Source organism: Streptomyces sp. CA189, from assembly GCF_056428985.1.
The window spans coordinates 24,403-49,685 of sequence record NZ_JBWJVM010000067.1 but is presented as its reverse complement, the minus strand read 5'-3'; the positions used below and the strand labels follow the sequence as shown (position 1 = coordinate 49,685).

Sequence of the window (25,283 nt, the reverse complement as noted above, 5' to 3'; positions counted from 1 at the left end):
GGGTGGGGAGGGGGTGGGGAATATGGCTGGTCCGGTGCAGGCCGAAGCAGCGATCATCTCGGCATGGGTACGGACATCAGCGGTTTCATCGAGTGCCACCTCGACTATCGGGACCACGAGGCGGATTCGTTCTGGCATGCCACCGTCTCCCTGGAGCACCTGATGGTGCCGAGGAACTATGACGCCTTCGGCTGTCTGTTCGGCGTCCGCGACAACGAGCAGTTCGAGCCCGTGGTTCCCGTCCGTGGACTGCCTGCCGACGCCTCGAACCGTGTCCGCGATGAGCGCGAGGCAATGGGCGGGCGAAGCGCGAGCTGGGTCAGCTGGGCAGAGATCAAGCGGGTCGACTGGGATGAGGAGTCAGCCGAGCCGGATGCCTACATCCGTGAGTACTGCCGTGATCCGCGAGGCGGCTGGCAGTTCCTCAGGCGGCACCATACCGCTCCTGGGCGATTCGTCGAGCTCTGCGGACGGCCGGCCAACATCGCGAGTCATGCCGGCATGCACTTCCCGGAGGGCTCTCAGTGGATCGACGGCGACCGGATGTTCCGTGTCGAGCGCATCAGGCGCCGCGAGGCGGTGCCCGACGGGCAGTGGGGTTCCGTCTGGACCGTCATGCGCACCCTCGCCGAACTGCACGGCGACGACGAGGTCAGGCTGACCGTCTGGTTCGACGACTGACGTCACAGCACTAGGTGCGGACCGTGCGGGCGATGGCCTTGGCTATCTTTTCGGCGTCCAGGGCCAGTTCGCGGATGTTGCCGCTGATGGGGTTGGTGAAGCCGGTGAAGTACAGGCCCGGGGCGGCGGGCGGGGTCTGGGCGCCGTGCGTACGGGGGCGGCCGCGGGCGTCCAGTACGTCGAGGCCGTCGAGCAGGCCCTCCAGGGCGCGGCGGTAGCCGGTGGCCGCGATCACGGCGTCCGGGGTGATCCGGGAGCCGTCCGCGAGGACCACCTCGGCTCCGTCGAAGGAGTCGACGGCGGCCACGGGCTCCACCCGCCCGGTGCGGACCGCGTCGATCAGGCCGACGTCCTGGAGCGGGATCGCCCCCTCCTTGACCCTGCTGTACAGGCCGGTGGTGGGGCGCGGGAGCCCGTACGCGGACAGGTCCGGGACCGAGGCCTTGCCGACGATCGCGCCGAGCCGGTCGACGAGCCGGACGGGGAGGTGCCGGACCAGGATCCCGGTCCGCTGGGAGGGCCAACCGGCGGTGGAGCGGCGCAGGATGTGCGGGGCCGTGCGCACCGCGAGGCGGACCCGGGCGGCGCCGCCCTCGGCGAGGTCGACGGCTATCTCGGCGCCGGTGTTGCCGACGCCGACGACGAGGACGTCCAGGCCGGTGTAGGGGGCCGGGTTGCGGTACTCGGCGGCGTGGGCGAGGGGGCCCGGGAAGGTGTCCCGGCCGGGCCAGTCGGGGACGAGGGGGGTGTGGTTGAAGCCGGTCGCGACCACGACCGCCCGGGCCGCCATGACGCGGCCCCCGGTGGCGTGCAGGGTCCAGCCGGGGGCGTCGGGGCGGGAGTCCGCGGAGGGTTCGACGCGGGTCACCTCGATGCCGGTGGCGATCTCCAGCTCGTGGAACTCGGCGTACTTCTCCAGGTAGCGCACCACGTTCTCGCGCGCCACCCAGCGTCCGAAGCGGCGCGGCACGGCCAGGCCCGGGAGGGCGGAGAGCCGGCGCGTGGTGTGCAGGTGGAGGCGGTCGTAGTGCCGCCGCCAGGAAGCACCGACCGACTCCGACTTCTCCACGACCACCGCACGGACCCCGCGGGCGCGCAGCGCGGCGGCGACGGCGAGGCCGCCTGGGCCGGCGCCGATCACGTAGACCGGGCGGGGCTGGGTGGACATGTCGGGTGCTGTGGGGACTCCGGGCATGAGGTGTGAGCGTATCGCCGTACGGCGGCGGTGGGTCTCGGACGAGGACGGAATCGGTTGCGGATCGATCACGGGGAGTGGTGGGGGCCTGTGGGCGCGGCCTCGGGCGCGCTCGGGCGGGGGCTTGTGGGATGGGCCGGGATCCGGTGAACTGACGGTACGTCAGGTCAGTGGTGTGCCCCGGAGGAGTGGTGTCGTGAGTACTGGAGCCGGTACGGCTGCGCGGTTCGACCTGCCGGAGATCGACGAGTTCACGCGGCCCTACTGGGACGCGGCCGCGGAGGGGCGGCTGCTGCTGCGGCGCTGCGGGGAGTGCGGGAAGGCGCACCACTACCCGCGGGAGTTCTGCCCGGCCTGCTGGGCGGGGGAGGACCGGGTGACGTGGGAGACGGCGAGCGGCCGGGCCACGCTGTACACCTGGTCGGTGATCCACCGGAACGACCTGCCGCCCTTCGGGGAACGGGTGCCCTACGTGGCGGCGGTGGTCGACCTCGCGGAGGGGCCGCGGATGATGACCGAGGTCGTGGGCGCGGAGGGTCCGGAGCTGCGGGTGGGGATGGACCTGGCGGTGACCTTCCGGGAGGCGGCGGAGGGGGTCTGGGTGGCGGTCTTCACCCCGGCGGTGGGCTGACCGGCCGGGCTGACCGGCCGTCACACCGTTCCACATTCCGGGTGCGGGACGGGATGAAAGCCTCTGGGGCGCAGCCCCCGGGGTGTGGTGGTGTGGGGGCAAGCGAACGGACGGCCCCCCCGGCGGGGGTCACGGCCACAGGAGGTGGCGGGTCCAGGAGGTGGCGGGGGTGCGGGTGTAGTGGAGACGGGTGTGCAGTCGGCTCGCGTCTCCCTGGAAGAACTCGATCTCCGTGGGGAACAGGACGTACCGGGTCCACGTGGGCGCCGGCGCGTCCGGCTCCGCGCCGGCCCGGTCCCAGGATCGTGCCGCGGCGCGGGCCAGCTCCTCACGGGAGTCCAGCACCTCGCTCTGCCGCCCCGTCAGCGCCGCCGCCAGCGCTCCGCGGGTGCGGACCGCCAGGTCGGCCCGGCTCTCCGCCGCGTCGCACGCGGTGACCCGCCCCCGTAGCCGGATCTGGCGGGCCACCGCGGGCCAGTAGAAGCCCAGGGCCGCGTCCGGCTGCCCGGCGAGCTGCCGGCCCTTCGCGCTGGTGGAGTGCGAGGCGAAGTGCAGGCCGCGCTCGTCGGCGTCGTGGAGCATGAGCGTCCGTACGTCGGGCCGCCCGTCCGCGTCCACCGTCGCCAGGCTCATCGTGTGCGGCTCGGGCTGCCCCGCCCCGGCGGCGTGGACGAACCACTCCCGGAACAGCTCCAGCGGGTCGGCCGGTGCGGTGGCCGTGTCGAAGGAGGGCAACGGGCCGTCCCAGACGCGCAGGGAGTGCAGGACCGCGCGGAAGTCGTCGAGGGTGCTGGAGTCACCGGAGTCGCTCGTCATGGCCCAATCGAACACCAATCGGCCGCGCGGCTCGTGCGCCGCGCGTGCTTTGGGTGCGCGGCCCGCCCGGTTTGTCTGCTTACCGCCATTGCCGCCATTGCCGCCATTACCGCCATGGCCGGCATGGCCGGCTTTGCGTGACCCTTGGCGATTGAGAGAGACGTGGGAAAGAACAACGGCGTCAGCGCCATACGAAGAGCCCTGGCCGCGCTGGTGGTTGCCGGTGCCATGGTGGCCTGCGGGCCCGCGTCCGGGGGCGGTGGGGACCGGGCCGTACCGGCCGTCACCGCTCCGGCGACGTCCGCTCCGGCGACGTCCCCGCCTGTCAGCTCGCCCCCGCCCCCTGCCACTTCCGCGGTGCCGACACCGCCCCCCACGCAGGATCCGACGCCGGACCCCACGCCGGACCCGCCGCAGAACCGGGCGGCACCCGCCGACCCCAAGCCGGCCCCGGCCGCCAGTCGGACCGCGACGAAGCCCCCGGCCGCGCCCAAGCCGCCGGCGGCGCCCCCGAGCGGGGTCTGCGAGATCGTCTCCAACGCCGGGAACTGCTACAACGCCGGGCAGTTCTGCCGCAAGGCCGATGTCGGGCGCTCCACCAACGCCGCGAACCAGCGGACGATCCACTGCCGCATGGACGGCAAGCAGCCCCGTTGGCAGTACTAGGAACGGTAGGCGTGCGCACAACGCAACGGGGGCGCCCCGCCCGACCGCAGAGGTCGGGCCGGGGCGCCCCCGTGGACGTCCGGACGTGTCAGCAGGACGTCAGGGCGTCAGGACATCAGTCGAGGACGTCCGGGATGGGCTCGGTGGTGCTGCGCTGGAGCATCGTGGTGGCCGGGCCGACGGCCCAGTCGATGAGCTTGATCGAGTCCGGGTAGCGCTCCTCGTCGTTCAGCAGGACGCCGATGACGGTCTTGCCGTTACGGGTCACGGAGAAGACGATGCACTTGCCCGCGGCCGAGCCGGTGCCGGTCTTGACGCCGATGGCGCCCGGGACCGCGTACCCGCCGGGACGGGGCTGGATCAGCAGGTTGGAGTTCTTCCACGTGGCGACGGTGGCGGTTCCGCCACTGCTGTACGAGGTGGTCTTGACGATCGCCTTGAACGTGCCGCCGCCCATCGCGATGCGCGTGAGCTTCGCGAGGTCGCGGGCGGTGATCTTGTTGTTGCCGTGCTGGGAGATGCCGTCGAAGGCGTCGTAGTAGGTGTTGGTCATGCCGAGGACCTTCGCCTTGGCGTTCATCTTCGCGATGAAGTCCAGGATGCGGGCCTGCCGGGTCGTGCCCTTGCCGAAGGTGTCGGCGAGCGCATAGGCGGCGTCGCAGCCCGAGGGCAGCATCATCGCGTACAGCAGCTGGCGGACGGTGGGGGTGGCGCCCGCCTTCAGGTTGGCCGAGCTCGCGCCCTCCCGGATCACGTAGTTCACGTGCTCCTGCTGGATCGTGACCTTCTTCTCGAGGTCGAGGCCCGACGAGGTGAGGACGACATAGGCCGTCATGATCTTCGTGGTGCTGGCCCCCTGACGCTTGGTGTCAGGGGCCTTGGAGGCGAGCGTGGCGCCCGTCGTGCCGTCCATGAGGAACGACGCGCTGGCCGTGTTCGGCGGCGCGGCCGCGGCCTGGGCCGGTGTGCCGACTGCCAGAAGGGCCCCCGTGGCGACGGTGACGGCGATGGCGGCGCGAGAGCGCCGCAGCAGGTTCGATATCAAGTCAGTTCCCGTGATGGCTGGAGATTCCCCGAAGGGGCCGTGGCGGCCTAAGCGCGCCGACCCCTCCGGGAGCTTACGCAGCCGCACCGACAGGGCGTCAGTCCCGTCCGAGAATGATCGTGCCCGACGAGCAGAACCAGCCGCCCGTGCCCGAGGCGACGGCCACCTGTGGGAGGGTTCCGCCGCGTTTGCGCACTTGGCCCTCGCCCGCCTCGCCGCGGAGTTGGCGTACCGCCTCGACCAGCAGGAACAGGCCGCGCATGCCGGGATGGCAGGCGGAGAGTCCGCCGCCGTCCGTATTGACCGGGAAGTCGCCGTCCCGCAGGAGGCGGCCTTTCTCCACGAATGCACCGCCCTCGCCCTTCGCGCAGAAGCCGAGGTCCTCCAGGGTGACCAGGGTCATGTAGGTGAAGGCGTCGTAGATCTCGGCCAGGTCCACGTCCGCCGGGGTGAGCCCCGCGCGGGCGAAGGCCTGGCGGCCCGAGACCGCCGCCGGGGAGACGGTGAAGTCCTCCCACTCCGACATCGTGGTGTGCGAGACGGCGGTGCCGGAGCCGAGGATCCAGACGGGCTCCTTGGCCGTGTCCGGTACGTAGTCCTCGGCGGCCAGCAGGACCGCGCAGCCGCCGTCCGAGCGGATGCAGCAGTTCAGCTTCGTGAAGGGGTCCGCGATCATCCCGGAGGACAGGACGTCGTCGACCGTGATGGGGTCGCGGAACATGGCGTCCGGGTTGGTGGCGGCGTTCGCCCGCGCCTGCACCGCCACTTCGGCGAGCTGCTCCAGCGTGGTGCCGTACTCGTGCATGTGGCGGCGCGCGGCCATGGCGTACTTGGACACCAGCGTGTGCCCGTACGGGACCTCGAACTGCAGCGGTCCCCGCGCCCCGAAGGAGAGGTTCGAGGTCCGGCGGCGGGCCTTGATGTCGGCGCGCGCGGTGGATCCGTAGACGAGGAGGACCGCGTTGGCGTGGCCGGCCGCGATGGCGTCGGCGGCGTGGGCGGCCATGACCTCCCAGGTGGAGCCGCCGACCGAGGTGGAGTCGACCCAGGTGGGGCGCAGGCCCAGGTACTCGGCCACCTCCACGGGCGCCAGGATGCCGAGGCCCGCCGAGGCGAAGCCGTCGATCACCGACCGGTCCAGGCCGGAGTCGGCCAGGGCCCGGCGGGCGGCCTGCGCGTGCAGGGCGTACGGGGTGGGGCCGTCCACCCGGCCGCAGTCCGAGAGGGCGACGCCGACGACGGCGACCCGGCGAAGGGCACCGGCAGGAGTGGCTGATGACATGAATCTGACGGTACATCAGATCTATGGCGCGGGGCAGGCCTCGGATCCCCCGGCCGTCGCGCGAATCGAGCTGCGCAGACGAATTGGAAATGGCGAATCAAGTTTCTTGCCATGATGAGCAGCAAGACCAAACGGACTGCTAATCAAAAGTCCAAGCGGACTGCTGCACGTGGTACAGTCGTGCCTGCATCGATGAAGTGGAGTGACTTGCCCTTCCGATGCGACCAAAATCGGTTGAAATCCGACTCAGGGTTGGTGGGGGTTCATGTTGAACAAGGTTCTGGTGGTCGCACTCATCGTCACTTTCGCCGCTCTCGCCGCCGTGGCGGCGGAGAACCTCCTGCGGGCGGCCGGAGCGGAGCTGCCGATCGCGCTGGCCGCCGGCGGGGCCACCTTCGTGGCGACGGTCGGCGTCGGGTTCCTGATCGCCAACTACCTCCGGGCCTGATGACCTGCGAGGCATGATGGGTGGGCACGGGGTGATGGCAGGCGCGTAGGAGGCGAAGTGGCGGCGAATGGGGCCCAGGAGGCGGCAGCGCTGTGGCGGGCGGTGGATGCCCTGCACGGTGCCGTGTCCGTCGAGGAGGCGTACCGCTTCGTCCTGCTCCTCGGGCTGCTTCGGCACCGCGCGGAGTCGTCACCGTCCGAGGTGCGGTCCCACGCATTCGGTCCGCATGCGTGGAACGAGGTCCGGTCGTCCTTCGAGGGCGGGCGGCACCTGCAGGAACTGATCGCGCGCGAGGTGGATGACTGGACCGATGACCGTGGAATCGGGCGCGAGCTGTCCCTTCCGGACCTCCGTGCGGTGGGCGCCGCGCAGGCGCACGACGTCATCGGTGCGGTGTCTCGGGTGCAGAGTCCCGCCCGGCTGTTCGACCTGGTGCTGGAGGCGCAGTCCCGTGGCGCCAAGGGCGGCGCGTATTTCACACCGCGGGACGTCACGAGCCTGATGGTGGGCCTGCTGGCGCCGCGCCCCGGCGAGTCCGTTCACGATCCCGCCTGTGGATCAGGCGGATTGCTCGTCGAATCCGCTGCGTACGTCGCGGCGCGTGACGCCAAGGCGGGAAGTCTGCGGTTGTCCGGCCAGGACATCAGTGGGGCCGCCCTGGACACCGCCGCCATGAATCTGCGCGTCCGTGACCTGGAAGCCCGTCTCGAAGGGCCTGCCTCGAGTCTCCTCCGGGACGGCTTCCCGGGGCAGACATTCGATGTCGTGGCGGTCAATCCGCCCTTCAATCAGGCGCGTTGGGATGACGGGTACGGTCGGTACGAGGGGCCGTGGCGGCTGGGCATCCCACCCGAGGGGAACGCCAATTTCGCCTGGGTCCAGCACTGTGTGAACAAGCTGTCGCCCGGAGGGAGGGCCGGGATCCTCCTGCCCACCGGTGCGGCAACCGGTACACGGGGTGCCGAACGGCACATCAGGGCGCGTCTGGTCGAGTCGGATCTCCTGGCTGCGGTCGTCGAACTCCCCGCCGGCCTCATCCCGCACGTGCGCAACCCGGTATGCCTGTGGATCCTTTCCGGTGCGGGAGGCGCCCGGCCCGAGCACCAACGAGGCAAGGTGCTCCTCGTCGACGCGCGCGAGACCGCAGTCACTGTGGGCAAGCGGCAGCGCATCCTCCCGGAGGCGGCCGTCGAGCGCATCGTGGAAACCTATGCATCGTGGTGTGGGGAGTACGGCGTCTCTCGGTACGAGGACTCGCCCGGATGGTCCCGCTCGGCTTCGGCCGAGGAGATCGCCGCTCAGGACTTCGACGTACTGCCGTCCCGGCACGTAACCGCACGGACCGATGGCGAGGCGGAGTCCGGCGTCCATCAGCGGCTGGAGGAGCTGACCGCCGCACTGGAACGTCACTTCACGGAGTCGCGCCGCCTGGAGCGCGAGCTCCGAGACCTGCTGGACAACCGGTGAGCACAGGGCGCGTAGAAGAGCGGCTTCGGACGCTCCCCCGTGGCTGGGCAGTGGTGCCACTCGGCACCCTTGCATCGGCCATCGGGTACGGGATCACCCGACCCGGCCCGCACACGGACCACGGCGTGGGCATGATCCGCGCCGCGGACATCCAGGGAGGACGGGTGGATCCGGACCACGTCAGGCGCGTCAGTCATCAGGTGGACCGCGACAACCCGCACGGCCGGATCGGCGTGGGCGACGTTTTGGTCGTGATAGTCGGCAGGGTGGGCGAAGCCGCCCTCGTCACCCGGGAGGTGGAGGGCTGGAACACCTCCCGGACGGTCGGGCGTGTCAGCCTCGCCCCGGCTGGTCCCGTGGACCCCGAGTGGCTCGTGGCATGGCTCAACTCTTCCTATGCGCGCCAGTGGTGCCAGAGCCGGGCGAAGGCCACCACCTTGCAGCTCACGCTCAGCCTGGCCGCGCTGCGCGAGCTGCCGGTACCGATGCCGCCGCTCGGGGAGGCGGCGAAATTCCTCCACCTGATGGCGGTGATGGAGAAGAAGCAGCAGGTCGACGCCGACATCATGCGTACGGCGCCTGCGGTTGCGGACGCCCGGTTCCGGGCGGAGGCGGCCGGAGGGCGGCTGCCGATGGTGCCGTTCGGTGAGCTCGTGCGGATGAGCGGGGGATCGCGCATGCGGCCGCACCCGGAGGGTGCGCAGTCGCATCAAGCAGGGCCGACAGGCGTGTCTGTGCCCGTAGTCGCGCCCGCGGACGTCCTGCAGAGCGTACTGGCGCACCTCGCTGCTTCCGGCACCGAGCAGGCTGCCGACGACGCTCCGCTCTGCCCGACTGGTTCGCTACTCGTGGCAGTCCGCGAGGGCGGCGTGCGTGTGGTGGTGAACGACGTCCCCGTCGCTCCCGGCAGGGGAGTGCTCGTCCTGGAGCCGGAATCCGAGGAGGACCGGTACTGGCTGCTGCACGCAATCCGCTGCCATGCTGTCGACCTGGCATCGACGGCGCACGGCGCGAGCGGCCGCGAGATCAGTCACCGCGCCTTCGCGGCCGCTGCCATCCCCTGGGCTCCGTTCCACGTCCGCGCGCGATTCGCCGATGTGGCCGGGCGGCTCCACCAGCGGGCGCGCACCGCCGCGGAGGAGATCGACACCCTGGTCGCCCTGCGGGATGCGCTGCTCGACGAGTTCCTCGACGGAGGTCCCCGTGCGCCCCGCGGTTCCTCCCCGCCGCACGAAGGCCCTGTGCGGGGCGGGGGAGTCCAGGAAAGCCTCTTCGGCATGCGGTAGTAGAAGTCCCCGCCCCCTGTGCTTATGGCGCCGCTCGCCCTAACATGACGGCCCGTCAGATACGGGGAGGAGCCCGACGATGGATGCCGCCTTCACCGCGGAGCAGGACGAGATACGACGTACCCTGCGCGAGATCCTGGGCAAACGCTGCGGCCCGGACGAGGTCAAGGCCGCCGTCCGCACCGCCGCCGGACACGACCGCGAGCTGTGGCAGCAGCTCGCCCGGCAGCTCGGACTGCCGGGCATCGCCGTGGCCGAGGAGTACGGAGGCGTCGGCTGCGCCCCCGGCGACCTGGCCCTGGCCTGCGAGGAGACCGGGCGGGTGCTGCTGCCCTCGCCACTGCTGGCCACCGCCGTGCTCGCCGTACCGCTGGTCACCGCCCTGGGGACCGGCGCCCAGCGCTCCACCCTGCTCCCGCCGCTCGCGGCGGGCGGGCTCACCGCCGCGCTCGCCGTACCCGGCCCCGCCCTGGGCACCGCCCTCGCGCTGACCGGGGACAACGCCCCGGGCGAATGGGCCGGCGGCGGCCGGGCCGGCGGAGTGCAGGCCCGCGCCGTGGACGGCGGCTGGCGGCTGTACGGGGAGGTCGCCCAGGTGCTCGACGGGCACAGCGCCTCGCTGCTGCTGGTCGCCGCGCACACGGGAGGGTTCGCCCGCAGCCGCACCCTGCTGTTCCTCGTACGGGAAGACGCGCCCGGCCTCGTACGGACACGGCAGACCACCCTGGACGAGACCCGCCCGCAGGGGCGCATCCAACTCCGGGATGTCGAAGCCGAGTTGCTGGGAGGCGAGGACGCCGACGTGGCCGGAGCCCTCGCCGCCACCGGACGCGGCGCCGCCGCCGTCCTGGCCGCCGAGGCGGTCGGCGCGGCCGGGCAGGCGCTCGCCCGCACCGTGGAGTACGTACAGCAGCGCGAGCAGTTCGGCCGGGCCATCGGCTCGTTCCAGGCGGTCAAACACCGCCTCGCCGACCTCTACGTACAGGTCCAGGCGGCCCGCTCCGCCGCCTACTACGCCGCCTGGGACCCGGAACAGGGCGGGCTCGCCCTGGCCCAGGCCCTGGAAGCGCTGCGGACCACCGCCGGCGAGGCCATCCAGCTGCACGGCGGCATCGGCTTCACCTGGGAGCACGACGCGCACCTCTACTTCAAGCGGGCGGCCGCCGACGAACTGCTCTTCGGCCCGGTCCACCGGCTGCGCGCCCACGCCGCTGACGCCGCCGGACTGTTCGCACCCGCGGCCACCGCGCCCGCGCAAGCGCCCGCCCCCGCGCAAGCACCCGCCCCCGCCCCACGCAACGAGAAGGTGGCCGTCTGATGGCGCCCGGAGTCAAGCTGATGCAGAAGGTCTCCTCGACCATGCTGTTCGCCAAGATCGCACCGCACTTCATCCCCGCCATGGACAAGGCGGTGCACAAGCTGACCCGCGGCAAGGTCATCCTCAGCGCCCAGATGCTCCCCGGCGTGATCCTCACCGCCAAGGGAGCCAAGACCGGCGAGCCGCGCACCACCCCGCTCGCGTGCATGCCGGAGCAGGACGGGGTGAGCTGGGTGCTGATCGGATCGAACTTCGGCCGCCCCGGACACCCGGCATGGACCGGGAACCTTCTCAAGAACCCTGACGCGGACGTGAGTTGGAAGGGTCAGGACATCGCCGTACGCGCCCGCCTGCTGGCGGGTGAGGAACGCGCGGCGGCGTGGCAGGCGGTGCTGAAGTTCTGGCCGCCGTACGCGACGTACCAGGCGCGCATCGAGCGCGAGATCCGGTTGTTCCGCCTGGAGCGTCGCTGATCGCGGCGGAAGTCCCTTAGGGGCAGGGCGGATTGCGGGGGTGGGGGCAGGGGCGGGAGCAGGGATGGCGGCGCGAGCGGCCGCCGAAGGCGCGGCGGACCCGGTGGGGTCCGCCGCTCACTTCGTGGGCTTCTTGCCCGTGATGCCCAGGTGGACCAGGAGCGCCAGGTTCGGCTTGAGTTCCGCCTGCTTGACGCCCCAGGTCTGGAAGCCCTTCTGGTGCGAGGCGACCGCCGCGAGCATGGCCACCAGCGAACCGGCCATCGCCGCCGGGCTCACGTCCTTGTCGACCTTGCCCTTGGCCTGCAGCTCCTTCATCGACTCCGTGAGGGAGTTGGTGACGGAGTTGAGGATCTTCATGCGGATCTTGTAGAACCGCTTGTCGCCCTCGGCCGCGCCGAGGTCGACGACCCGCAGGATCGCGTCGTTGCGACGCCAGAACTCCAGGAAGCCGTCCACGAGTTCCTCGGCCGCCGCCCAGCCCGCCTTGCCGACCCACGCGCGCCCCTCGACCAGCGAGGTCAGTTGCGCACCCTCGCTGGCCATGCGCTCCGCGATCTCCAGGACGGCGCCTTCGACGTCCGGGAAGTACTGGTAGAAGGTCGCGGGGGAGGTACCGGCCTTGCGGGCGACGTCGATCACTTTGACGTCGCGGTACGGCGAGGAGCTGAGCATCTCGCTGAGGCAGTCGAGCAGCTTCTGCCTCGTCGCCTGACCGCGCCGGCCGGCAACGCGGCCGTCGACGGTGCGTACTTGTCCTGTCATGCCGTCAGCTTACCGAGGGGTGATCGGCGCGCTATTCGGCCGCCTGCAAATGGGGTTACGGGACGCCTGGCCTGGGCGTAAGCCCGTCCCGACCCCTCACCGCGACCGATTCCGGCCGGGCGGGCGTCCCGGGCGCGCCGTCCGGGTTCGGGCCCTATCCCCCGAATAGTCTTATCAACAGGCTGTGGACAAGTTTTCGGGCACATCATGATCCGGAGGACATGGCTGGGCGAGCGAGGCGGAACGTGCGCGGAGGGTGCACACCCTTGCACACCCCCGCACAACGGAAGGAACCGGGCTCATGGCCGCATTCGCGGAAGGCACACCCTGCTGGGTCGACGCCTCCCTGCCGGACGTGGAAGCCGGCAAGCGCTTCTACGGTGAGCTCTTCGGGTGGACCTTCGCCGACAGCGCGGGAGCCGAGTACGGCCACTACACCCAGGCCTACAGCCGCGGCCGCAACGTCGCCGCCCTCGCCCCCAAGCCCGACGGCCGGATGCCGACCGTCTGGGGGATCTACCTCTACACCACCGACGCGTACGCCTGCGCCCAGCGCATCCGCGCCGCCGGCGGCCAGATGGTGATGGACCCGATGCCGGTCGGCCCCTACGGGACCGCCGCGATGGCCGCCGACCCCGGCGGGGCCGTCTTCGGGCTGTGGCAGCCCGGCACCCACCACGGCTTCGACGCCCAGCAGGAGCCCTACACGTACTGCTGGTCCGAGGTGTACACCCGGGCCCGCGACGCCGTGGACGTCTTCTACGCCAAGGTCTTCGGCTACGTCCCCGAGGACCAGAATGACGCCGAGTCGGGCATCGAGTACCGCGTCTGGTCCCCGCCCGGCAAGGCGCCCGGCTCGGAGACCGCGGTCCTGGGGCGCAGCCTCATCACCGACGCCTTCCCGGAGATCATGCCCGCGCACTTCCTCGCGTACTTCGCCGTCCCCGACTGCGACCAGTCCGTGGCGATGGTGCAGCGCCTCGGCGGCCGGGTCACCGCCGACCCCTTCGACACCCCGTACGGGCGCATCGCGGTGGTCGCGGACAACCAGGGTGCGGTCTTCGGGCTGCTCTCGGAGCCGCGGACGAGGACGGGCGGCTAGGGCCCGTCGCCGAACTCCTCGTCTGCCACGCCACGGGCCTTCCCGCGGCCCGTCCGGCATCACCCGCCGTGCCGGGGCCGGACCGGGGCCGGACCGGGCGCGGGCCTGACAGAATCGGGGGTGCGCGACCCGGGCGTCCCCCGGGGGTGAGACGCTGCACGGGGCAGGGCCCCGCGGCGGATCGCGCGCAATACGGTGACGTGACAGCGATGACGGCGATGCCGCCGGCGACGGCTGGAAGAGCGGGGCCCGTGAGGGCGCCCGTACGGGGATGGGTGTGGAGGCGAGTGGTGGAGCAGCTGACGCAGCACGACCCGAGACGGATCGGCCCCTTCGAGGTGCTGGGACGGCTCGGCGCCGGCGGCATGGGGCTGGTCTATCTCGCCCGGTCGGCGTCCGGACGCCGGGTGGCGATCAAGACGGTGCGCACCGAGCTCGCCGAGGACCAGCTGTTCCGCGTCCGCTTCACCCGTGAAGTGGAGGCGGCCCGCGCCGTCTCCGGTTTCTACACCGCGGCCGTCGTCGACGCCGACCCGCGCGCGGCCGTGCCGTGGCTGGCCACCGCGTACGTACCGGCGCCCTCCCTGGAGGAGATCGTCCACGAGTGCGGGCCGATGCCCGCCCAGGCCGTACGGTGGCTCGCCGCCGGCATCGCCGAGGCGCTGCAGTCCATCCACGGGGCGGGCCTGGTCCACCGCGACCTGAAGCCCTCCAACGTGCTCGTTGTCGAGGACGGCCCGCGCGTGATCGACTTCGGCATCGCCAGCGGGGTCTCCAACACCCGCCTGACCATGACGAACGTCGCCGTCGGCACCCCCGCCTACATGTCGCCGGAGCAGGCCAAGGACTCGCGCAGCGTCAAGGGCGCCAGCGACGTCTTCTCGCTCGGCTCCACGCTGGTCTTCGCCGCCACCGGGCACCCGCCGTACCACGGGGCGAACCCGGTGGAGACGGTCTTCATGCTGCTGCGCGAGGGCCCCAACCTGGAGGGGCTCCCCGACGAGCTCCGCCCGCTGATCGACTCCTGCATGCAGATGGACGCCACGCAGCGGCCGACCCCGGCCGACCTGCAGGCGCAGCTCGCCCCGCACCTCTTCGAGGGCGGCGACGAGAGCGGTACCGCCTCCGCGTGGCTGCCCGAGCGGGCCGTCGCGATGATCGAGGCCCGGCGGGCCGGCCACCGCAACGCCGCGGCCGCGGCCGCGGCGGCCGCCGTGCCGAAGCCGGCGCTTCCCCGGGCGGGTGTCTCCGCACCCATCGAGAGCGTCGGTCCCGGGCCCGGGTCCGGTCGCGCGTCCGGGCCCGCGTCCGGTCCCGCCACGCACCGCCGCCAGCGCGGCGGAGCCGACCCGTGGACCGATCCGCGGACCGGCCAGGCCGTCCCGCAGCGCCCCGAGCGCCCCCCGATGGCGCCCTCGGGCGAGCCCGTACGGCTCGGCGGCTCCCCGGTGCCGATCGGGCCCGGCCCGCAGGCCTCCGCCTCGGCGCCGGCCGCCCACGCCGCCGCCGCGGACTCCGCGACCGGCTGGATCCGGCCGCCCGCCGGCACCCCGGTGGCGGGCCCCGCGCCCTCCGTCGTCGTACCGAGCCCCGGGCCGGCCCCCGACAGCGGCCGCTGGCGGCCCTGGCGGTTCCGGATGTCGAACGAGGTCTGGGGCACCCCGACCGTCGCCGGCGACCTGCTCTACGTCACCTCCTTCGAGGTGCACGCCCTGGACGTGGCCAGCGGCCGCCGCCAGTTCAAGACCCGCGACGTCGCCTGGTCCATGGCCGTCTCCGACGGGCGCATCCACGCCTCCGACGGCCCCTCCCTCTACGCCCTCGACGCCACCGACGGCGCCGAGCGCTGGCGGCTGTCCGCCGATGCCTGGGTGTACGCCCTGCGCGCCGACCGGGGCACCGTCGTCACCGCCACGCGCGGAGGCGGCGTACAGGCCTGGGAGTCGTCCAGCGGGCACAAGCTGTGGGAGCTGACCGGGGCGCAGAGCGAGTTCGAGACCGCAGAGGCGGCCCCGGTCCTGCACGACGGCACGGTCTACGTGTGGCAGGACGCCCGGCTGCGCGCCCTGGACGCCCGCTCCGGCCGCGAGTCCTGGTCCTACCCGGTCGGCGACGCCGCCTCCTGCGGGAACGTGCCCGTACGGGTCACGCCCGCCCCCGACGGCAACGTCTACGTGGCCGCCGGCACCCGGGTGATCTCCATCGACCGGGCCTCGGGCCGGGTCCGCTGGCACTTCGAGGCCCCCGCCGTGTTCCTCGCGCCCCCGGCCTTCGCCCCCGGCGCGGCCGTCACGGGCGGCGGCGTCTACCTCGCCGACTACCTGGGCACCGTCTACGCCCTGGACGCGGCCACCGGCAAGGACCGCTGGCGCATCGCCACCGAGCCGCGGCAGTCCGCCGACCCGGTCCTGGTCGCCGCGGGCAACGTCCACCTGGCCGCGGGCAGCGCCGTGTACACGCTGGACGCGGTCACCGGCACCCCGAAGTGGCGCTTCGCGGCGGGCGGCGAGATCACCGGTTCCCCGGCGGTCGCGGACGGCCGCGTCCACTTCGGATCGGCCGACCACTGCCTGTACACCCTCGACGCGGCGGGCGGCCAGCTCCGCTGGAAGCTGGCCACCGGCGGGGAGATCACCGGAGCCCCGGTGGCCGAGGCGGGCGTGGTCTACGCGTGCAGCAAGGACCGCTGCGTCTACGCGCTGGACGCCGCCAAGGGCACGGGGACCCGTACGGCCGGCTGACCCGGCGCGGGGCGGCGGTGAGCTGCGGCTGAGCCGCCCGGGGGTCGCGTCGCGACCCCCGCGGGGGCGCGCACCGCACCGGAATTGACTGCCCCCTGCCTTAAGGGATTCCTCTCCTTCGGAGCGTGGGGATTTTCGGCTCAAGCTGCCCGGCGAACCGGCGGTTCGTCAGGTCTTCCACTCTCGACGCCGGCCGGGTTCAGACCTGCCCGGATGAGCATCACGCGTGCGGAGTTCTTGTCCCGTGGGGACACGGCTCCGCACGCGGTGCAGGTGTAAGTGCGTACTCCCAGCGGCAGTGCGTGCTTGGCTCTCGCTCCGCACTGCGCGCAGTCCATCGTGGTGTGCGCGGGGTGCACCATCTGCACGACCCGGCCGTGCTTACGGCCCATCTCGACCAGGGCCGTCTTCGTGACGCCGATGGCGGCGTCGGCGGCCTTCCTCGCCATGCTGGATTTCGCGAGGAATTTGGGGCGGAAGTCCTCGACGGCCAGAGCGTCGTGATCGCGGACGACACGCTTGGCCCACTTGCGGGCGGTGTCCTGCCGCTGCCGGACGACCTTCTTGTGCAGCTTCGCCGCCCGCCTCTGCGCCTCCCGGCAGCCCTTCGACTGCTGTTTCCCCTTCGGGGCACGGCGGCGGGTCATCATCCGCTGATACCGGGCAAGCCTCACGGCGGCCTTCTCGCCGTGCTCCGGGTGCGGCAGGTCATGGGAGTCGCTGGTGGTCGTCGCCGTCTCGGCCACACCCCAGTCGATACCGATGACCGCGCCGGTAGAGGGCAGGGGCTTCGGTCCGTGCAAGGACGACGAACGAGCCGTACCAGTGGCCGACACGATCCCGGTAGACGCGCACCGATGACGGGTCAGCAGGGAGATCGCGCGACCACGCCACCGTCAGGACGATCCCGCCCGCCAGACGAAGGCGTCCGTCTTGGAGCCGGAAGCCGCGCTTGGTGTAGTCGAGGCTCGGATCCGTCTCGCGCTTCTTCTTCCACCCGGGCAGGCCGGCCCGTTGCCGCATCGGCAGCCGATCCTTGATGTCCTTCTGCGCCTTAGCCCGCGACTTCCCGAAATCCCGGATCAGCTGCGGCTGCGGAACACTCGCACCCTCCCGCAACCACGGAGTGCTAGGGCGGGCCTCGGTCAGCATCCGGTCGAGCTGCGCCGGACCGCAGGTCCGCTTGTCCTCGCCCACCGGGCGGGTCCGGTTGAAGGCGTGGATCTGCTTCGATTTGGCCACGCACTCGTTCCAGACCCACCGGCACCGGTCCCACTCCGCAACGAGTGCGGCGAGCGCAGTCGACGACACAGGAAGCCGGAAGGTGAACCGGGCATACCCGGCGTCCTCCGTAGTCCCAAATGTCGTCACCACGCAACGTGGATCCGCCGCCCACACCGTTCCCCTGAACGGCAGTACCTCACCTGAACGAGCGACCGATCACCCCACACGTCGGAGAACCGTCACCCGCAGATCCCTGCATCTGCCTCAGGACGATCCAGCCGCAGCCGAAGCGGTGCGCGGCCACGAGATTCCTCCCCGATGTGAAGCCCTGGGCGGGTTCCGGTTATCCAGATGACAGGATGGACCCCATGAGCAACGTATTCTTCGACATCAAGATCGACGGCGAGGACGCCGGTCGCATCGTCTTCAACCTCTTCGACGAGGTAGTCCCGAAGACCGCCCAGAACTTCCGCGAGCTGTGCACGGGCCAGAACGGCTTCGGCTACGCCGGCTCCGGCTTCCACCGCGTCATCCCGCAGTTCATGCTGCAGGGCGGTGACTTCACCAACCACAACGGCACGGGCGGCAAGAGCATCTACGGCGAGAAGTTCGCCGACGAGAACTTCAACCTGAAGCACGACCGGCCGTACCTGCTGTCGATGGCGAACGCCGGCCGCAACACCAACGGCTCGCAGTTCTTCATCACCACCGTCGTCACCACCTGGCTCGACGGCAAGCACGTCGTCTTCGGCGAGGTCGTCGAGGGCACGGAGATCGTGGACCGCATCGAGAAGCTCGGCACCGCCTCGGGCTCCACGAAGGGCAAGATCGAGATCGCCGCGTCCGGCGTCGTCGAGGCCTGAGCCCACCCCGCCCGCAACGGCTGGCCGGCCCCGCCCCCTCAGGGGGACGGGGCCGCCGTCATGTCTGCGGGACGGGCCGCCGTCACGTCCGGGGGCGGCTGTCACGTCCGTCAGGGGGCCGGGGTCGCCCGGTGGGTGGCGGACCGGCCCATGAGGTCGCGCAACTCCGCACTGCTGTCGGCCAGCTCGCGCAGAACCGTTTCCATGGTGGCGGCGGACCGCGAGAAGAGCTCCCGGCCGGCCGGTGTGAGCCGGGCGTCGAAGCCCCTCCGGTCGTTGGCGCACGGCCTCCGCTCGGCGTAGCCGGCAGTGATCATCTGGGCCAGCAGGCGTGAGACCTGCGGCTGGCTCCTGGAGGCGCGGGAGCTGAGTTCGCCGGCGCGGATCCAGCCGTCCGCGCGCATCATCACGTCCATGATCTCGAAGGCGCTGGCGCAGAGGCCGTGCTGCTCGGCCAGTACGCGCTCGGCGGCCTGATTGATCTGCGCGCAGGCGCGGGTCACGGACACCCATCGATCGGTCAGAGCTGTTTCTGTCACGCCCTCATCGTAGGTTTGCGACCCCTCCTTGTCGATGCACGCGCATGAATGTACTGTGCGGATCGATCCATGTGCATGCATGAATTATGAATCGATCGACCCGCGGACGAATGGAGACACGGTGACCGAGCAGGCACTGGCACCCCGGACAGCCGGGCAGGATGCGGAAGAAGCACCCGCCCGGGCCCTCGGCAAGGCCCCCTGGACCACCCTGGTGGTGGTCGGTGTCGCCCAGTTGATGGTCATGCTGGACTCGACGGTCGTGAACGTGGCCCTGCCCTCGATCGGGGCCCGACTGCCCGCCGACGAGACCGCCTTGCAGTGGACCGTCAGCGCGTACGTCCTGATGCTCGGCAGTCTGCTGCTCTTCGGCGGCCGCGTCTCCGACGTCCTCGGCCGGCGGCGCACCTTCGTCACCGGCCTCTCGGCCTTCGCGGTCGCCTCCGTGCTTTGCGGCATCGCCGGCAACCAGGAGCTGCTCGTCGCGGGGCGCGCCCTCCAGGGCGCCGGGGCCGCCCTGCTCTCCGCGGCCGCCCTGTCCATCATCCTCGCGGTCTACCAGGACGAGGAGCAGCGCAAGATCGCCCTGACCGCCTGGAGCGGCCTCGGCGTGATCGGCGCGACCATCGGCGTGGTGCTCGGCGGTCTGATCGTCACGGCGATCAGCTGGCGCTGGGCCTTCCTGATCAACATCCCGGTCAGCATCGCCGCCCTCGTCGGAGCCCTGCGCGCCATGCCCGCCCTCCGTACGAACAGCGGCCGTACGCTGCGGCTGCCGTCGGCCGTCGTGTCCACCGCCGGACTCGCCGCCCTGTCCCTCGGCCTGATCCGGCTGCACGAGGGATTCGGCGACCCGACGGCCTGGATCAGCATCGCCGGCGCCGTGGTCCTGCTCGCGGCGGTGACCTTCATGGAGATCGGCCGGGCCGACCCGCTTCTTCCGCTGCACCTGCTGCGCAAGCCCACCTACTGGCTGTCGAGCGTCGGCCTCCTCCTGGTGGCCGCCGTCATGATCAGCAGCTCTTTCCTGGCCAGCCTGTACTTCCAGCGGGTCCACGAAATGAGCGCCTTCGCCACCGGCCTCGCACTGCTCCCCATGGGCCTGGCCGCCCTCGCCGTCGCGATGGTCGCGCCGGCGCTGGCGGGCGCGCTGGGCCTGGGCGGCCTGTACGTGGCCGGGGCCGCGCTTCAGCTCGTCGGTACGGGCGTCCTGGCAACTGCCACCGACAGCGTCGCACTGACCGTCGCCGCGCTGGCCGTCATCGGCGCAGGTCTGCCGGCCTGCTTCGTGCCGCTGTTCGGCATCGGCACGGCGCACGTCGAGCCGGCGGAGTCGGGCGTCGGATCCGGTCTGCTGAACACCTTCAACGAGACCGGCGCCGCCCTCGGCATCGCCGTCATCGGCACCATCCTCATGACCTCGGTGGACAGCGGCCTCGAAGGCGGGGATCCGGTCGCGGCCGCGACCACCGCGGGCGTCGGCAACGGCTTCCTCGCCCTGGCGGTGTGCTCCGCCGTCGCCCTCGTTGTCGCCCTCGTGCTGCGGTCGCCGACCCGCGTCCCCCGGGGCGGCACGCGCTAGGAGTGGTCCTGCGGCGGGGCCGGCCAGGCGGTCGGGGCCGGAGGGTGAGTCGGGTCCTCGACCGGGGCCGGTGCCGAGGCCGGGGCCGGCTCCGGCTCCGGCGCGGTCCGGTCGCGGCGGCGGGGGCGGCCGCTCATCACGGCCGCCGCGAGGATGAGCAGCGCGCCGGCGCCGAAGGCGTTGGCGAGGCCGTCGCCCAGCCCCGTGCCCTCGCCGCCGACCGAGAGGCTGCCCGCGGCCTGGCCCTGGCGGACCATCCAGAGCACGGCGAAGCCGAGGACGACGACCCCGGAGAAGGCCATGAGCAGCCGGGAGCGCAGCACGATCGCGACCAGCGCGAGCAGGGCGGCGAAGAGGAGGGGCAGCAGGAGCGAGCCCAGCAGGGCGGCCTTGGTGTCGGTGATTCCGGCGGCGGTGAAGAGCTCCTGGATGCGGTAGTCGCGTCCGTGACGGCCGTCGTACCAGGCACGGAAGGGGCTCCAGACGGCGGCCGTCGCTCCGATCAGACCCAGGAGCGAGCCGAGTACGTTGCGGATCATGCCCGGCCCTCCGGGGGAGTGGGTCTGGATCTCGATCCCGACGCTACGCCCGCCCTCCGGTCCCCGCACGCGGGGCCCGACCATGACCCGCGGTGCGGCAGACCGTTCGGGGCCGGCCTCGTACAGTGCGGACGCGCTGCCGATCTCCACGGCGTGCACCGGTGTGGCAGCCTGCTCGGACCACCGCACCTGACCGGTACGGTCACCGTGAAGTAGCCCGTAGGGAAACGCCGGGACTGCCTGCCCGCCTGCCCGCCTGCACGCCTGCCCGTGGCAGGCCGTCCGGAGACCGATGGCTAAGATCACTGAGCCGTTGTCTCAGGTGCCCGAACAGGGCACCTCGCGGCATATGAGGGGGGACTCCAAGAATGAGAAAAGCGATATTTCGGGGCTTCGTGCTGAGCGTGGCAAGTGTCTTGCTGGCGCCGGTCGGTGCCGCCCAGGCCACCACGACGGACACCACGACGACACCGAAGACGTACAACGTCTGGCAGTGGAACGTGTCAGGGCACGAGATCAACGATGGCGTGGCCGTCGCGACGGACCCGGCCGCCATCACGATGGTGGAGCAGGCCGTTGATTCGATCATCAATCGGGGGGCGGACTTCGCCGCCTTCAACGAGCTGTGTGAGAACCAGTACGCCGAGATCATCAAGCAGTTGCGGAACAGGAACTGGCCCGTCGAGGGCAACGACAGCTTCGCCCGGTTCGCGGCAAGTCGCCCGGCCGGTACCTCGATCTGCGGCGGCCACGCCTTCGGCAACGCCATGTTCAGCAAGAAGCCGCTCGGTACTGCTGAGCGCACCCTCCTGCCCGAGCCGGTCGGTTCGCCCGCAGCCCGGACCCTGCTGTGCGCGCCTCTGACCGACGGATCGGACACGGTGTTCTGCACCACGCACATCACCACGGAGCTGACCCACAAGAGCCTTCAGTTGCAAACCGTCCTCGCCAAGCTGGACACCTACGGCACGCCGATCGTCGCGGGCGACTTCAACACTCAGCCGCACCACGCGAAGCTGAACAGTTACTACTCGGCGAACGTCGACACGGCCTACAACACCGGCAACGCCGGTGCCTACCGTGAACTGGACGACGCGGACAGCACCCACTGCCTGGGGCACGGAGAGGCGACGACCGACGGGGTCGAGGGCTCCAACCCGTGCGGAACCAACAGCAAGGTCGACTTGGTCTTCGTGCGTGAGACCACCCTTGCGACGCCGGGCTCGTACAGTGCGGACTCGCTGGCGATCTCCACGGCGTGCACCGGTTTGGCCGCCTGCTCGGACCACCGCGTCCTGACCGGCACGGTCACCGTGAAGTAGCCCGTAGGGGAACACCGGGACTGACCGCCTGACCGCCTGACCGCCGACCGGACCCCCCTGATAGCGTGCCGCGCGTTGTTCTACGGGGAGAGGGAGCGGTCATGGTGGTCACGGGGCGTCGGGTCAAGGTCACGGCGGTGCTGGTGGGCGTGGTGCTCGCGCTGACGGGGTTCTCGTCGACGGGCGGCAGCGGCAGCGGCGGCAAGAGCAAGAGCAAGAGCGACGGCAGCGGGGGCGGGTGCTCCAGCTCCAAGAGCAAGTCGAAGTCGAAGACGAAGAGCCACGGCAGTACGGGCGGCAGCGGGAGCGGGAGCGGCTCCACGGCCACGGCCACGCCGTCCCGGCCGCTCGCGCACGCCGTGGTCATCAACTGCGTCGGGCCGTCCGGGGCGAAGGCCACCGTCGAGGTCACCTCCGACTCGGCGGCCGGGCACGCTTTCCGCGTCCCGCTGGTCTTCGAGGGCGCGTCCGGCCGGGTCGACTCCGGCTCCGTGGACCTTACGCTCAAGGCGGGCGAGAGCCGGAGGGTCGACGTGCCGATGACGAGCGCGGCCAAGGCGGGCGAGGTCCAGCGCTGCACGGTGGGCACGATCCAGACCCTCTCGACCGCGTCGCCCACCCCGACGTCGACGTCCACCTCCGGGACCACGGGGGCCACCACCGGCGGCAGCACGGGCGGCAAGACCACGAGCACGCCGAAGCCCAGGTCCACGAAGAAGACCCGGTAGCGCCGGCGGGGGCCGTCGGAAGCGGCCCCCGCCCGTCGCCTCAGCGGATCCGGGGCTCCGGGCCCGCCCCGCGCCGCCCGGCGAACAGCTCCGCCTGACGTTCGGGCGGCAGGTTCCCCAGCGCGATCAGCCCCGGAGCCTGCGCCAGCGCCTGCTGGAGCGCGGCCTGCTTCGCCGCCCACAGGGACCGTACGGTGCCCTGCACGGCCTCCGTCGGGAAGCCGGCCAGCGTCTCGGCCGCCCGCAGGGCCGCCGGGAGCAGCGCCTCGGGCTCGGCCAGCTCCGAGACCAGGCCGATCTCGTACGCCCGCCGCGCGGAGAGCCGTTCCGCCGTGCCCATCAGGGACATCCGGGCGGCCTCGCCGAAGGGCATGCGCTGCGCCATGTAGATCGCCTCGTAGGCGCTGACCATCCCGTAGCTGGTGTGCGGGTCGAAGTAGGTCGCGGACGCGGCGGAGATGATGAACTCCGACTCGCCCAGCAGGTAGAACGCCCCGCCGCAGGCCATTCCGTTGACGGCGGCGACCACCGGCTTCCACAGGTCGTTCGCCTTCGGGCCGATGGCGACGAGCGGGTCGTCCACCGAGTACGGCGAGGAGGGCTGCGGCACCTCCACGCCCCGGTCGATGCCGGTGCAGAAGGCCGCCCGGCCGGCGCCCGTCAGCACGATCGCCCGTACCTCGTCCTCGTAGCGGAACTCCCGCCAGACCCGTGCCAGTTCGGCGGCCGTCGCCAGGTCGATCGCGTTGTGCTTGCGCTCCCGGTCCAGGGTGACGACCGCGACCCCGGTGGTCTTGTCGCGCTCCACGCGCAGTCCCGGACCGGTCATGACTTCTCCAGCACCCAGCGCGGCACGGCGATCCCGCCCGTCTCGGTGAACACCACCTGGACCCGCGCGCCGATGCGCAGCCGCGCCGGGTCCATCGAGTCCAGCGGGGCGTCGGCGGAGGTGACGAGGTTCCCGACGAGGCGGATCTGCGGGGCGTCGGCCAGCTCCACGAGGATCACGTTGTACGGGGCCTGCGCGGCGTACGCGGGCAGCAGCGGCGGGTGCGGCTGTACGTACGACCAGATCCGGCCGCGGCCGCTCATCAGGCGCCATTCGGAGTCGAAGGACCGGCAGTGCGGGCAGCAGGGGCGGGGCGGGAAGCGCAGTTTCCCGCAGTCGGGCGCCGCGCAGGCCTGGACGCGGAGTTCGCCCTGGGCCGCGTACTCCCAGAAGGGGGCCCCGTCCCCGTCGGGTACGGGGAGGAGGAGCTCGTCGGCGGGCGCCGAGGACGCCGAGGACGCCGCGGGCGTGGTGGGCGTGGTGGTGGGCTGCATCGTCATGGATTCCTCAGCTCCTCAGGCTCGCAGCAGGATCGCGGACGTCGGGACGCCCTCGCCCGCGGTCACCAGGCAGGTCGCGGCGTCGGGCACCTGGGCGGTGGAGACGCCGCGGAGCTGCTTGACGCCCTCGTTGATCAGGTTGAAGCCGTGCACGTAGGCCTCGCTGAGGCCGCCGCCGCCGGTGTTGATCGGGAGTCGGCCGCCGATCTCCAGGGCGCCGCCCTCGGTGAAGGAGGCGCCTTCGCCGCGTCCGCAGAAGCCGTAGCCCTCCAGGGAGAGCGGGATGAGGGGGGTGAAGGCGTCGTAGATCTGGGCGACGTCCACGTCCTGGGGCCCGAAGTCGGCCTGCTTCCACAGGTGTCGGGCGGCGGTCCAGGCGGGGCCGGACAGCGGGTCGTCGTTCCAGTAGTTGACCATGCCGTGGTGCTGGGAGGGCAGGCCCTGGGCGACGGAGTGCACGTAGACGGGCTTCTGCCGGCAGTCACGGGCGCGCTCGGCGCTCACGATGACGCAGGCCAGCGCGCCGTCGGTCTCCAGGCAGTTGTCGAAGAGGCAGAGCGGGTCGCTGATCATGCGGGCGGTCATGTACATCTCGCGGGTCAGCGGGCGCTCGTACATCATGGCGGCCGGGTTCTCGTTGGCCCGGTTGCGGCAGGCCATCGCGACGTTGAAGAGGTGGTCGCGGGTGGCGCCGTACTCGTGCATGTAGCGGCGGGCCAGCATGCCGATCTCGTCGGCGGGGCGCAGCAGGCCGAAGGGGCGGGTCCACTGGCCGGGGGTGGGGAGCTGGACGGCCGTGTTCTTCCACGGGCGCGGCCCCGAGCCGCGCTTGCGGGAGCGCCAGGCCACCCCGACGCTCGCCTGGCCGGTGGCGACGGCGGCGGCCAGGTGGCCGACGGTGGCGCAGGAGCCGCCGCCGCCGTAGCCGATCTTGGAGAAGAAGGTGACGTCGCCGGCGCCGATGGCTTTGGCGACCTCCACCTCGTCGGTCTCCTCCATCGTGTAGGAGGAGAAGGCGTCGACCTCGGACGGGTCTATCCCCGCGTCGTCGAGCGCCGCGAGAATGGCCCGGCAGGCCAGTTCCTTTTCGGACTGCGGCAGTTGTTTGGCAAAGGCGGTCTGCCCGATGCCGACTATCGCCGTAGCGTCCTTGAGCGTTGCCGCCATCGCCACCTCCGGGGTGCACCAGTACTGACAGCCGCGAAGGCTACAGCTAATCTGACGGATAGTCAGCTACTGGT

24 protein-coding genes and 1 pseudogene are annotated in these 25,283 nt (G+C 71.7%); 14 read left to right on the top strand and 11 right to left on the bottom strand.

The features are described from left to right. A partial coding sequence (locus tag AC061S_RS34240) for a hypothetical protein (protein WP_478689775.1) occupies positions 1–681 on the top strand: 681 nt, incomplete at its 5' end. A 10-nt stretch (positions 682–691) separates the two neighbouring features. Here AC061S_RS34240 and AC061S_RS34235 read toward each other — a convergent pair. Continuing rightward, a complete protein-coding gene (locus tag AC061S_RS34235; protein WP_478689774.1) occupies positions 692–1,849 on the bottom strand; it encodes a flavin-containing monooxygenase in 1,158 nt (385 codons plus the stop codon). A 223-nt stretch (positions 1,850–2,072) separates the two neighbouring features. Here AC061S_RS34235 and AC061S_RS34230 point away from each other — a divergent pair, with 223 nt between their 5' ends. Continuing rightward, positions 2,073–2,507, top strand: a complete 435-nt coding sequence (locus AC061S_RS34230; protein ID WP_478689773.1) for a Zn-ribbon domain-containing OB-fold protein — start codon at positions 2,073–2,075, stop codon at positions 2,505–2,507. Positions 2,508–2,636: 129 nt separating this feature from the next. Here AC061S_RS34230 and AC061S_RS34225 read toward each other — a convergent pair whose 3' ends face one another. Continuing rightward, the gene (locus AC061S_RS34225; protein WP_478689772.1) at positions 2,637–3,323 is read right to left on the bottom strand and encodes a pyridoxine/pyridoxamine 5'-phosphate oxidase; all 687 of its coding nucleotides are present in this window, start codon (positions 3,321–3,323) and stop codon (positions 2,637–2,639) included. 162 nt (positions 3,324–3,485) lie between these two features. On the opposite strand from AC061S_RS34225, the gene AC061S_RS34220 reads away from it, so the two are divergent. Continuing rightward, a complete protein-coding gene (locus AC061S_RS34220; protein WP_478689771.1) occupies positions 3,486–3,989 on the top strand; it encodes a hypothetical protein in 504 nt (167 codons plus the stop codon). 115 nt (positions 3,990–4,104) lie between these two features. Here the strand turns inward: AC061S_RS34220 and AC061S_RS34215 are convergent, their stop codons facing one another. Both AC061S_RS34215 and AC061S_RS34210 read right to left on the bottom strand, forming a co-directional pair. Beyond that, a complete protein-coding gene (locus AC061S_RS34215; protein WP_478689770.1) occupies positions 4,105–5,034 on the bottom strand; it encodes a D-alanyl-D-alanine carboxypeptidase family protein in 930 nt (309 codons plus the stop codon). Positions 5,035–5,131: 97 nt separating this feature from the next. Further along, positions 5,132–6,316 carry an acetyl-CoA acetyltransferase gene (locus tag AC061S_RS34210; RefSeq protein WP_478689769.1) on the bottom strand — a complete coding sequence of 395 codons (1,185 nt, stop codon included), beginning with the start codon at positions 6,314–6,316 and terminating at the stop codon, positions 5,132–5,134. Positions 6,317–6,581: 265 nt separating this feature from the next. Between AC061S_RS34210 and AC061S_RS34205 the strand changes: the two genes are divergently transcribed. The 5 genes from AC061S_RS34205 to AC061S_RS34185 all read left to right on the top strand — a co-directional run bounded on the left by AC061S_RS34205 (position 6,582) and on the right by AC061S_RS34185 (position 11,308). Continuing rightward, complete coding sequence (locus AC061S_RS34205) at positions 6,582–6,764, top strand: hypothetical protein (protein WP_478689768.1); 183 nt, start codon at positions 6,582–6,584, stop codon at positions 6,762–6,764. Between the two features lie 123 nt (positions 6,765–6,887). Then, positions 6,888–8,231: an N-6 DNA methylase gene (locus tag AC061S_RS34200; protein ID WP_478689767.1), complete on the top strand. Its 1,344-nt coding sequence runs from the start codon at positions 6,888–6,890 to the stop codon at positions 8,229–8,231. 131 nt (positions 8,232–8,362) lie between these two features. After that, positions 8,363–9,517 carry a restriction endonuclease subunit S domain-containing protein gene (locus AC061S_RS34195; RefSeq protein ID WP_478689766.1) on the top strand — a complete coding sequence of 385 codons (1,155 nt, stop codon included), beginning with the start codon at positions 8,363–8,365 and terminating at the stop codon, positions 9,515–9,517. Between the two features lie 79 nt (positions 9,518–9,596). Then, positions 9,597–10,835, top strand: a complete 1,239-nt coding sequence (locus AC061S_RS34190; RefSeq protein ID WP_478689765.1) for an acyl-CoA dehydrogenase family protein — start codon at positions 9,597–9,599, stop codon at positions 10,833–10,835. After that, positions 10,835–11,308, top strand: coding sequence for a nitroreductase family deazaflavin-dependent oxidoreductase (locus tag AC061S_RS34185; protein ID WP_478689764.1), 474 nt, complete (start codon positions 10,835–10,837; stop codon positions 11,306–11,308). Before AC061S_RS34190 ends, AC061S_RS34185 begins: the two co-directional genes overlap by 1 nt. A 117-nt stretch (positions 11,309–11,425) precedes the next feature. On the opposite strand, the gene AC061S_RS34180 is transcribed toward AC061S_RS34185, so the two are convergent. Next, positions 11,426–12,073, bottom strand: coding sequence for a TetR family transcriptional regulator (locus AC061S_RS34180; protein ID WP_243339306.1), 648 nt, complete (start codon positions 12,071–12,073; stop codon positions 11,426–11,428). 301 nt (positions 12,074–12,374) lie between these two features. Between AC061S_RS34180 and AC061S_RS34175 the strand changes: the two genes are divergently transcribed. Both AC061S_RS34175 and afsK read left to right on the top strand, forming a co-directional pair. Continuing rightward, on the top strand, positions 12,375–13,175 hold the full coding sequence (locus tag AC061S_RS34175; RefSeq protein WP_478689763.1) for a VOC family protein: 801 nt from the start codon (positions 12,375–12,377) through the stop codon (positions 13,173–13,175). A 290-nt stretch (positions 13,176–13,465) separates the two neighbouring features. Further along, the gene (gene afsK, locus AC061S_RS34170) at positions 13,466–15,916 is read left to right on the top strand and encodes a protein serine/threonine kinase AfsK (RefSeq protein ID WP_478689762.1); all 2,451 of its coding nucleotides are present in this window, start codon (positions 13,466–13,468) and stop codon (positions 15,914–15,916) included. A gap of 140 nt (positions 15,917–16,056) precedes the next feature. Here the strand turns inward: afsK and AC061S_RS34165 are convergent. Further along, positions 16,057–17,287: pseudogene (locus AC061S_RS34165) on the bottom strand (RNA-guided endonuclease InsQ/TnpB family protein). 221 nt (positions 17,288–17,508) lie between these two features. Between AC061S_RS34165 and AC061S_RS34160 the strand changes: the two are divergent. Continuing rightward, entirely contained in the window at positions 17,509–18,003 is a 495-nt protein-coding gene (locus AC061S_RS34160) for a peptidylprolyl isomerase (protein ID WP_478689761.1), read from the top strand. Between the two features lie 110 nt (positions 18,004–18,113). Here the strand turns inward: AC061S_RS34160 and AC061S_RS34155 are convergent, their stop codons facing one another. Further along, the gene (locus AC061S_RS34155) at positions 18,114–18,542 is read right to left on the bottom strand and encodes a MarR family winged helix-turn-helix transcriptional regulator (protein ID WP_478689760.1); all 429 of its coding nucleotides are present in this window, start codon (positions 18,540–18,542) and stop codon (positions 18,114–18,116) included. Positions 18,543–18,663: 121 nt separating this feature from the next. On the opposite strand from AC061S_RS34155, the gene AC061S_RS34150 reads away from it, so the two are divergent. Next, entirely contained in the window at positions 18,664–20,124 is a 1,461-nt protein-coding gene (locus tag AC061S_RS34150; protein ID WP_478689759.1) for an MFS transporter, read from the top strand. Here AC061S_RS34150 and AC061S_RS34145 read toward each other — a convergent pair. Next, positions 20,121–20,663 carry a hypothetical protein gene (locus AC061S_RS34145; RefSeq protein ID WP_478689758.1) on the bottom strand — a complete coding sequence of 181 codons (543 nt, stop codon included), beginning with the start codon at positions 20,661–20,663 and terminating at the stop codon, positions 20,121–20,123. The two genes, AC061S_RS34150 and AC061S_RS34145, sit on opposite strands and share 4 nt — an antisense overlap. A 404-nt stretch (positions 20,664–21,067) precedes the next feature. On the opposite strand from AC061S_RS34145, the gene AC061S_RS34140 reads away from it, so the two are divergent. Together AC061S_RS34140 and AC061S_RS34135 are read left to right on the top strand one after the other, a co-directional pair. Continuing rightward, positions 21,068–21,985: an endonuclease/exonuclease/phosphatase family protein gene (locus tag AC061S_RS34140; RefSeq protein ID WP_478689757.1), complete on the top strand. Its 918-nt coding sequence runs from the start codon at positions 21,068–21,070 to the stop codon at positions 21,983–21,985. Positions 21,986–22,086: 101 nt separating this feature from the next. Next, positions 22,087–22,713, top strand: a complete 627-nt coding sequence (locus AC061S_RS34135; RefSeq protein WP_478689756.1) for a hypothetical protein — start codon at positions 22,087–22,089, stop codon at positions 22,711–22,713. A 40-nt stretch (positions 22,714–22,753) separates the two neighbouring features. On the opposite strand, the gene AC061S_RS34130 is transcribed toward AC061S_RS34135, so the two are convergent. Genes AC061S_RS34130 through AC061S_RS34120 form a run of 3 tightly spaced genes read right to left on the bottom strand, consistent with a single transcriptional unit; the run spans position 22,754 to position 25,209 of the window. Continuing rightward, complete coding sequence (locus tag AC061S_RS34130; protein WP_478689755.1) at positions 22,754–23,542, bottom strand: enoyl-CoA hydratase/isomerase family protein; 789 nt, start codon at positions 23,540–23,542, stop codon at positions 22,754–22,756. Then, the gene (locus AC061S_RS34125) at positions 23,539–24,036 is read right to left on the bottom strand and encodes a Zn-ribbon domain-containing OB-fold protein (RefSeq protein ID WP_478689778.1); all 498 of its coding nucleotides are present in this window, start codon (positions 24,034–24,036) and stop codon (positions 23,539–23,541) included. Before AC061S_RS34125 ends, AC061S_RS34130 begins: the two co-directional genes overlap by 4 nt. A gap of 21 nt (positions 24,037–24,057) precedes the next feature. Further along, on the bottom strand, positions 24,058–25,209 hold the full coding sequence (locus AC061S_RS34120; RefSeq protein WP_478689754.1) for a lipid-transfer protein: 1,152 nt from the start codon (positions 25,207–25,209) through the stop codon (positions 24,058–24,060). Positions 25,210–25,283 lie beyond the last annotated feature (74 nt).